Here is an 8,266-nt window from a genome sequence, read left to right as displayed (position 1 = left end):
GCCTCGGGCCTGGGGATCAGACGGGGACGCGCAGGGTCTCGACCGCCTTCACCAGCGGGGCGAGCTCCGGATTCCGGGCGGCCTCGTCGAGGGCCTCGCGCAGGGCCGCCTCGTTGGTGGGGCGGGCCTCCTCCAGCAGCTTCAGGCCGGCCTCGGTGACATTGGTGTAGATGCCGCGCCGGTCGGTGGGGCACAGGTAGCGCGTCAGCAGCCCGCGGTCCTCCAAACGGGTGACCAGCCGGGTCGTGGCGCTCTGGCTCAGCACGACCGCGTCGGCGACCTGCTTCATCTGCAGATGGCCGCCCTCGCCGTCGTGCTGCCGGCTCAGCACGTCCAGCAGCGAGTACTCCCGCACGCTCAGATCGTGCCCGGCCTGCAGCGCGCGCTCGATGTGCGCCTCGATCCTGCCGTGCAGCAGCGAGAGGGCGCACCAGCCCTGGGCGAGAGCTGTGAGCGCGGGGTCCGTGGCGGTCATGGCCTCAAGGATAAGCCACCGGTGAAATTACCGGCGGGGGCATGTAGGGCGCGCGTGCAAGCGGCTCCTGCCTGCTATACATCGTGCCGTGGCGGACACTCCCAAGGGATTCCAGGCAGGACAGACGGCCCTCGTCGTACGGGTCCCCGAGGCCGAACCGGCGGTCGGGACCTGGCGCGAGCGCCTCGACCCGACCTCCCGGACGGGAGTCCCGGCCCATGTCACCGTGCTCTTCCCCTTCCTGCACGCGGCCACCGTCGACGACGCGGTCTGCGCCGCCCTCGAGGAGGCGATCGGCCGGCACCGGCCCTTCGACGTGCGGTTCGAGCGTTCCGGCCGCTTTCCCGGGCTGCTCTACCTCGCTCCCGAGCCCGACGCCCCCTTCCGCCGCCTCACCGAGGAGATCGCCGAGCGCTGGCCGGAAGCGCCGCCGTACGGCGGAAAGTACGAGCCCGTCCCGCACCTGACGGTCGCCCAGACGCACGACGAGAGCGTGCTGGCCGAGGTGGAGGCCGAGGTGGCCGCCCACCTTCCCGTCGCGGCTCGCGTGACCTCGGTCGACCTCGTGGTGTTCGACGGCACGGGGTGGCGGCAGCGGGCGACCTTCGCTCTGGGTCGCCCCGACGCTCCGGGTGACGCCTAAGGCCTCGCCAAGTGGCGCATGGTCAGGGCCAGTTGCAATCTGAGACGGCCCTGCGGGGTGCGCAGGGGCCAGCCCAGCAGGTGTTCGGCCTGGGTGAGGCGGTCCTGGAGCGTCGAGTGGTGCACGTTGATCTCGGCGGCCGCCGCCCGCTGACTCGCCGTGGCGGCCACGGCGTGCAGGGTGGTGAGCAGACCGGGCACCGCGGCCGCCGCCGCTTCGACGGCACGCACGTCGGGCGGCGGTTCGGCACCCGGTACGACCAGATCCGCGAGCAGCGCGATACCGCCCAGCTCATCGGCGTACACCACGCGCGGACCGGGGTCGAGCGGCGTGCCGTCGGCCGTGAACCGCAGCGCCGTGCGGGCGGCGGCCCAGGAGGCCGGCAGCTCGAGCGCGGGAACGGCCGGTCCGACGCCGAGGCGACCGCCGGGCAGCTCCGACTCCGCGGGACGCCCGCCCCCTGGGGTGACCAGGACGCGGGGCGGCCCCTCCCCCGGAGCGACAGCCCGCAGTCGTACGGCGGGATCGGCGGGGTCGACGCCCAGGCGGCGAGCCGCGTGCAGCCGCGTCGGCTCCGCGACCGTGCCGTCCAGCAGCGTCTCGATCAGCGCGGGATCATCGGCGGCGGACGCGGGCGCGCGACCCCGGGTACGGTCCAGGACGAGTCGCACCGCGCCGGCCGCCCGTTCCAGGATCACCGCGTCCACCACGCTGTGCAGGGTTCCGGGCCGTTCCAGCCACAGGGCGGGGACACCGTCGGGCTCCAGTGCCGCACATGGCCAGTCGGGGTCCGGGGTGGTCTCCGAGTCCTTGCGCGTACCGTCCGGCTCGACCCGTACCCGGACGTGCCGCGCCGTGTCGACCAGCCGCGCCGGGCACCCGGCCAGCACCGCCGCCCCACGCACCAGGGCCTCCAACCCGGCCCTGCTCTCGGCCAGCCGGTCGAAGTAGGAGATGACCTGCACCGCGGCCCCGGCATCCGGATCCACCGCGGTCAGCCGTCCCGCCAGCTCTTTCATACGCACATGGTGCGCCATCGCAGCGCCGGGAGGGAGCCTCGGGAGGGCGCTCATGCTTGGGGCAGGCGCAGGTCGCCCGCCTTCCAGGCGTCGCGCGCCGGGCACGGCAATCGAGGGCGGGGCCCTGCGCGGCGGGTCTGCCGCGCAGGGCCGGCTGCCACCCGGGGGCGCAGTGACTTCGCCGGTGCCGTCCGCTGCCCCGGGGGCCCAGCCACGGTGCCGGTGCCTGCCGTCGTCCCGGGGTCGCAGTCACTTCGCCAGTGCCGTCCGCTGCCCCGGGGGGCGCAGTCACCGTGCAGGTGCCTGCCGTCCCGGGGTCGCAGTCACTTCGCCAGTGCCAGCGGCCCCACCCGGGGCCACAGCCACCACCGTGTACGCGCCAGCCGTCCCCCGGGGCCACAGCCACCGTGTCAGCGCCAGCCGTCCCCCCGGGGCCACAGACACCGTGCCAGTGCCAGCCGTCCCCCCGGGGCCACAGACACCGTGCCAGTGCCAGCCGTCCCCCTGGGATCACGGCCACCGTGCCAGCGCCGGCCGCCGCCCGGAACTATCGCCACCCCCGCCGCGCCGCCCCGCTCCGTCAGCCAAGGAGCCTGCGCAGCCAGTTCACATGGGCCGCCCGGGAGGCCTGGGACAGGGACGCCTGGGGGGCGAAGCCGTCGAAGCCGTGGAAGCCGCCCGGCCAGACGTGCAGTTCGGCGACGCCGCCCGCCTGCCAGATGCGGGAGGCGTAGGCGACGACCTCGTCACGGAAGGTCTCCGCGGAGCCGACGTCCAGGAAGGCCGGCGGCAGGTCGGTGAGGTCCTCGGCGCGGGCCGGCGCGGCGTACGGGGAGACGTCCGGGCCGCCGCGCGCGGCGCCGAGCAGGGCCGTCCAGCCGGTCTCGTTGGCCGTGCGGTCCCAGACGCCGAGGCCCGCCATCTGGTGGCTGGAGGGCGTGTCGTTGCGGTCGTCGAGCATCGGGCACATCAGCACCTGACCGATCGGCCGGGGCCCCTTGCGGTCCCGGGTGAGCAGGGCGAGCGCCGCGCTGAGCCCGCCGCCGGCGCTGGCTCCGGCGATCACGATCCGCTCGGGATCGGCGCCGAGTTCCGCCGCGTGCTCAGCCGTCCAGACCAGCCCGGCGTACACGTCCTCGATCGGCGCCGGGTGCGGATGCTCGGGCGCCAGCCGGTACTCGACCGACACGACGACCGCGTCCAGCTCCTTCGCCCAGGTGAGCGGCACGTCCACGCCGACCCGGTTGTTGCCGATGACCATGCCGCCGCCGTGCACGTGGTAGACGAGCGGACGCGGCCCGGCCGTGGGCTCGGCGGCCGGGCGGCAGATGAGCAGCGAGATGTCCGGCTCGTTCTCCGGCCCGGGCACGGTGCGGTCCTCGACCTCGAAGAAGCCGTCCGCCGTGAGGTCGAGCTGGGCCAGCATCTCGATGCCCGGTCCCTGGCGCACGGTGTCGATCTCGTCCAGGGTGAGCCCGGGCGAGATCATGTCCTTGATCAGCTCCAGCGCTCCGGCGAGCTCGGGGTCGAACGGGGGCGGCACCAGGGTCATGGTTTTCTCCTCACGCGGGGCGCGGCGGCTCGTGTCCGACATGATCGGGCCACCGGTCGCCGTCCGGACCGCCGCCGTCCGGCGGAACCTGCCCGCCGGACGGCGGGTCCCCCGAGCCGCAAGGAGCCGGCCACCTTCAGGCCCTCTTCGCCCGCATCATCACGCAGTCGAACTCGACCACCCGGCCCGTGGCGGGGTCACGGGAGACCGAGTACAGGCCGGTGGTCTCGAAGCCGGCGGCCTCGTACGCGGCCACGGCCTCGTCCATCCGTGGGCTGCCCTCGTACAGCCGCAGCAGGGCGACCTCGGACAGCAGGCCCACGAACTCCCCGATCCGGTCCCCGGCGCCCGTGAACACCTCCAGGTCGTATCCCTGGGTGTCCATCTTCAGGAACGGGCGCGGATCGTCGATGCCGTCGAGGGCCTCGTCCATCACGTCGGCCAGGCGGCGGACGCGGACCTCCTCGGTGCGGGTCTCGGTGAAGCGCTCGTAGCGGCCGCGGCCGTAATCGCTGGGCGGCAGCAGCGAGTTCATGGTGTCCCACCCGGTGTGGATGGCCGTGACGCTCTCCTCGCGGCCCAGGGCGAGCCGGTGCACCCGCCACTCGGGGTCACCAGACGCCTCCTCGGCCAGCCGCTCGAAGGCGGCGGAGGCCGGCTCGAAGGAGACGATCCGGCCGGTGTAGCCGAGCTCGCGCAGTTCCCTGCCGTACTGACCGGTGTTGGCGCCGACGTCGAACACGCAGTTGACGTCGTACAGGTCCAGCATCTCGCCGACGTGCTGATGGCACAGGAACTCGGAGGCCAGCGACTGCAGATCGCGCCCGGTCTCGTCCGTCGCCCCCGCCCGTACGCCCGACTCGGGCAGCAGGTCTCGCAGTCGTTCGTAAAGGGTCCGCATTCGATCATCCTCGCAGAGGCGACCGGACGCACGTCCGCCCCGGTACTTGCCCGGTACTTGACTTCGAGAGCGCTCGAAGATCTAGCGTCACCGATGACGGCGAGGACGCGGGCGAACGGAGAACGACATGCGGGTGGGCGTGCACATCAACCGGTTCGACCACAGCGCCGGTGGACCCGCGCTCGGCGCCGAACTCGCCGCCGCGGGCGCCGCGGCCGAGGCGGCCGGGGTCAGCTGGCTGTCGGTGATGGACCACTACTTCCAGATGGAGTTCAACGGCGGCGCCGAGGAGCCGATGCTGGAGGCCTACGCGACCCTCGGCTATCTCGCCGCCCGTACCTCCACCCTCCGCCTCGGCGCGCTGGTCACCGGCGTGACCTACCGTCACCCCGGTCTGCTGGCCAAGATCGCCACGACCCTCGACGTGCTGTCCGGCGGACGCGCCACCCTCGGTATCGGGGCCGCCTGGTACGACCGTGAGCACGCCGGGCTCGGCGTGCCCTTCCCGCCGCTGGCCGAACGCTTCGAACGGCTGGAGGAGGCCCTGCGGATCTGTCTGCAGATGTGGGACACCGAGAACAACGGCCCCTTCGAGGGCCGGTACTACCGCCTGGCCGAGACACTCTGCGTTCCGGCGCCGGTCAACACCCCGCACCCCGAGATCATGATCGGCGGGGGAGGGGAGAAGAAGACCCTGCGACTGGTCGCCCGGTACGGCGACGCCTGCAACCTGTTCACGACCTCACCGGAGGAGGTCCGGCACAAGCTGGAGGTGCTGCGCGCCCACTGCGACAGCGAGGGCCGCGACTACGACGCCGTCCGCAAGACCGTCACGTACGGCGCCGAGTCCGCGACCGAGGGCGACCTCGACGCGTTCCTGCGGGACATCGGCGGCTACACCGGACTCGGCATCGACACGGTGATCCTCGCCCCGCGCCTGGGCGAGACGGCGGCATGGATGGAGCGGTTCGTCGCCCCGCTCGTGCCGCGCCTCGCCGACCTGGACTGACCTCACGCGGGCCGGCTGCGGGAGACGATGCGCGTCCCGCAGCCGTCGACCGTCCGGACCTGCAGCGAACCGCACGCGCAACGCGTCCACAGGGTGGTCCCGGCCGCCGTGACATGCCGGGAGACCACCTGGAAGGGCTCGGCGCCGTCGGGCCAGCCGCAGTGCGGGCAGGCTGTACCGGTGGTGCTGGTCATGGCTGTGTGCTCCTCGTACGTGGTGACAGGCGGACCGTCGCGACACAGCCAAGGGTGCGGCGGGGAATCCGTTCACGTCCAGGTTGACTTTCCGGACGTCACCTTGAAGCGTGGGCTTCATGATTGACCTGCGCCGGCTCCATGTCCTGCGGGCGGTCGCGCACTACGGCACGGTCACCGCCGCCGCCCAGGCCCTGCACTTCACCCCGTCCGCGGCCTCCCAGCAGATCCGTCAGCTCGCCCGCGACCTGGGCGTCGACCTGCTCCAGCCGCAGGGGCGCGGGGTACGGCTGACCCCGGCCGCCGAGAGTCTGCTCGCGCACGCCGACGCGATCCAGGCCCGCTGGGAGCAGGCCGAGCTCGATCTGCGGGCCGACCACGGCGACCCGGCCGGGCCGCTGCGCGTGAGCGGATTGTCGGTGGCCGCCTCGGTGCTGCTCGCCCCGATGGCGGTCCGGCTTCAGAAACGGCATCCCCGACTCTCCGTCCGCATCCGGGAGGCGGGGGTGCCTGAGAGCTTCGACCTGCTCTTCGAAGGGGAGACGGACCTGGCGATCGTCGAGGCCACCCCGCACAACCCGCCGCTGGGCGACGCCCGCTTCGACCAGCGGGCGCTGCTGGACGACCCGTTCGACCTCGTCGTACCGGACGGGCACGAGTTGGCCGGGCGGGCGCGGGTCGATCTCGCGGACGCGGCGCGGGAGGCCTGGATCGCGCCCATGCCGGAGAGTCCCTGCCGTACGCATGTGATGTCCGCGTGCGGCAAGGCCGGGTTCAACCCCGACGTGGTTCATCTGGCCCAGGACTGGAACGTCACCGCTCACCTGGTCGCGGGAGGGCTCGGCGTGGCATTGATCCCGCGCATGGCGCAGCTCACCCCGCGGCTGCCGATCACGCGCGTGCGGTGCGCGGGCAACCCGCACCGCAAACTGCTGACCTGCACCCGCCGGGGCGGCCGGGAGCGGCCCGCGGTGGCGGCCGCCCTGGAAGAGCTGCGCGAGCTGGCGGCGACGGCGGTGGACTGACACACGAAAGGACCGCGGCCTCGTGGCCACGGCCCTTCGGTGCGGGGCCCGGGTCAGGCGGCGACGGCCTCGCCCGCGTGGCCGTGCAGACGGGCGACGACCTCGGTCAGCTGGGCGGCGACCTCGGCGTCGTCGGCCGGGTGGGTCTCGGCGAAGCGGGTCAGCGAGCCGGGGATGGACAGCTTCAGGTCCTCGATGACCTTGCCGCCGGCGATGCCGACGGCCTTGCGGGCCTCGTCCTGCGCCCACACGCCGCCGTACTGGCCGAACGCGGTGCCGACGACGGCGACCGGCTTGCCACCGAAGGCGCCCGCGCCGTAGGGGCGGGACAGCCAGTCGATGGCGTTCTTCAGGACGGCCGGGATGGTGCCGTTGTACTCGGGGGAGAAGAGCAGGAACGCGTCGGCGGCCTGGGCGGCTGCGCGCAGACGGGCGGCGGCGGCCGGGACGTCGCCCTCGACGTCGATGTCCTCGTTGTAGAACGGGATCTCGGCCAGGCCCTCGAAGATCTCGACGTCCGCGCCCTCGGGCGCGAACTTGACGGCCGCCTCGGCGAGCTTGCGGTTGGTGGAACCGGCGCGAAGGCTGCCGACGAGCGCGAGGATGCGGACAGACATGGGGGACTCCAAAGTGCTGAAACATTGCCGTTACGATCCGGACCGAGGTCCGTTTTATTTTCTAGCACCCTAACCGGACCGCGGTCCAGTTTTCTTCCCGATGCTTTACGCTGTCTTCATGTCCGCCTCCCTGCCGCCCTTCCCGACGCCGCAAGAGCCCGTCGGTGAGCCCGAGCTGCTGCAGCTCGGCACTGCCGAGGAGCACCCCTGCCTGCGCGCCGACGCCGCGCGCAACCGGGCCCGGCTGCTGGAGGCCGCGGCCCGGCTGATCGCCGAGCACGGTGTGGCCGGGGTGACGATGGAGGCGGTGGCCGTCGCCGCCGACGTCGGCAAGGGGACCGTCTTCCGCCGCTTCGGCGACCGGACCGGGCTGCTGATGGCCCTGCTCGACCACTCCTCGCGCACCCTGCAGGCCGACTTCCTCGGCGGTCCGCCGCCGCTGGGCCCCGGGGCGCCGCCCCTGGAGCGGCTGCGGGCGTTCGGTGTGGCGGTGCTGTACCGCTCGGCCGAGCAGTTGGACCTGCAGCTGGCGGCCCAGTCGGAGCCGACCCGGCGCTTCGGTCACCCCTCGGCGCGGGCGATGGCCATGCATGTCACCGTGCTGCTGCGGCAGGTCGTGCCCGACGCCGACTGCGAGCTGCTCGCGCAGACGCTGATGAGCTACCTCGACCCCGCCCTGATCCATCACCGCACCCGGCAGTGCGGCATGCCGCTGGAGCGGCTCGAGACCGGCTGGGTGGACCTGGTCGCCCGGGTGACGGGCACGGAACCGCCGCGCTGAGCCGGGCTCCGCTTGCCCGGTGAGGCGATGGGGAGCGCGGGGGCTGGGCG

Annotated in this window: 10 protein-coding genes; 4 read left to right on the top strand and 6 right to left on the bottom strand. The window is 73.2% G+C overall.

Translation table 11 applies throughout. The features are described 5' to 3' along the window. Window positions 1–16 precede the first annotated feature (16 nt). Window positions 17–475: a MarR family winged helix-turn-helix transcriptional regulator gene (locus tag GRC12_RS38715; RefSeq protein WP_208785055.1), complete on the bottom strand. Its 459-nt coding sequence runs from the start codon at window positions 473–475 to the stop codon at window positions 17–19. A gap of 88 nt (window positions 476–563) precedes the next feature. On the opposite strand from GRC12_RS38715, the gene GRC12_RS38710 reads away from it, so the two are divergent. Then, a complete protein-coding gene (locus tag GRC12_RS38710) occupies window positions 564–1,118 on the top strand; it encodes a 2'-5' RNA ligase family protein (RefSeq protein WP_208785052.1) in 555 nt (184 codons plus the stop codon). Here GRC12_RS38710 and GRC12_RS38705 read toward each other — a convergent pair. From GRC12_RS38705 to GRC12_RS38695, 3 genes are all read right to left on the bottom strand, one after another. Continuing rightward, a complete protein-coding gene (locus tag GRC12_RS38705; RefSeq protein WP_208785050.1) occupies window positions 1,115–2,137 on the bottom strand; it encodes a helix-turn-helix domain-containing protein in 1,023 nt (340 codons plus the stop codon). The two genes, GRC12_RS38710 and GRC12_RS38705, sit on opposite strands and share 4 nt — an antisense overlap. Window positions 2,138–2,717: 580 nt before the next feature. Further along, window positions 2,718–3,689 carry an alpha/beta hydrolase gene (locus tag GRC12_RS38700; RefSeq protein WP_208785048.1) on the bottom strand — a complete coding sequence of 324 codons (972 nt, stop codon included), beginning with the start codon at window positions 3,687–3,689 and terminating at the stop codon, window positions 2,718–2,720. Between the two features lie 136 nt (window positions 3,690–3,825). Continuing rightward, the gene (locus GRC12_RS38695) at window positions 3,826–4,590 is read right to left on the bottom strand and encodes an FkbM family methyltransferase (protein WP_208785047.1); all 765 of its coding nucleotides are present in this window, start codon (window positions 4,588–4,590) and stop codon (window positions 3,826–3,828) included. 127 nt (window positions 4,591–4,717) lie between these two features. Here GRC12_RS38695 and GRC12_RS38690 point away from each other — a divergent pair, with 127 nt between their 5' ends. Next, window positions 4,718–5,599, top strand: a complete 882-nt coding sequence (locus GRC12_RS38690; RefSeq protein ID WP_208785046.1) for an LLM class F420-dependent oxidoreductase — start codon at window positions 4,718–4,720, stop codon at window positions 5,597–5,599. Between the two features lie 2 nt (window positions 5,600–5,601). On the opposite strand, the gene GRC12_RS38685 is transcribed toward GRC12_RS38690, so the two are convergent. After that, window positions 5,602–5,793 carry a hypothetical protein gene (locus GRC12_RS38685; RefSeq protein ID WP_208785045.1) on the bottom strand — a complete coding sequence of 64 codons (192 nt, stop codon included), beginning with the start codon at window positions 5,791–5,793 and terminating at the stop codon, window positions 5,602–5,604. Between the two features lie 119 nt (window positions 5,794–5,912). Here GRC12_RS38685 and GRC12_RS38680 point away from each other — a divergent pair, with 119 nt between their 5' ends. Then, a complete protein-coding gene (locus GRC12_RS38680; protein WP_208785044.1) occupies window positions 5,913–6,818 on the top strand; it encodes a LysR family transcriptional regulator in 906 nt (301 codons plus the stop codon). A gap of 53 nt (window positions 6,819–6,871) precedes the next feature. Here the strand turns inward: GRC12_RS38680 and GRC12_RS38675 are convergent, their stop codons facing one another. Continuing rightward, complete coding sequence (locus tag GRC12_RS38675) at window positions 6,872–7,435, bottom strand: NAD(P)H-dependent oxidoreductase (protein ID WP_208785043.1); 564 nt, start codon at window positions 7,433–7,435, stop codon at window positions 6,872–6,874. A 100-nt stretch (window positions 7,436–7,535) separates the two neighbouring features. Here GRC12_RS38675 and GRC12_RS38670 point away from each other — a divergent pair, with 100 nt between their 5' ends. Continuing rightward, a complete protein-coding gene (locus GRC12_RS38670; RefSeq protein WP_208785041.1) occupies window positions 7,536–8,216 on the top strand; it encodes a TetR/AcrR family transcriptional regulator in 681 nt (226 codons plus the stop codon). The last annotated feature ends 50 nt before the right edge of the window (window positions 8,217–8,266 follow it).

It is taken from the genome of Streptomyces griseorubiginosus, assembly GCF_017614965.1.
GTDB classification, from domain to species: domain Bacteria; phylum Actinomycetota; class Actinomycetes; order Streptomycetales; family Streptomycetaceae; genus Streptomyces; species Streptomyces griseorubiginosus_B.
The sequence above is the reverse complement of the archived record's forward strand: the minus strand, read 5'-3'. Positions and strand labels throughout refer to the sequence as shown.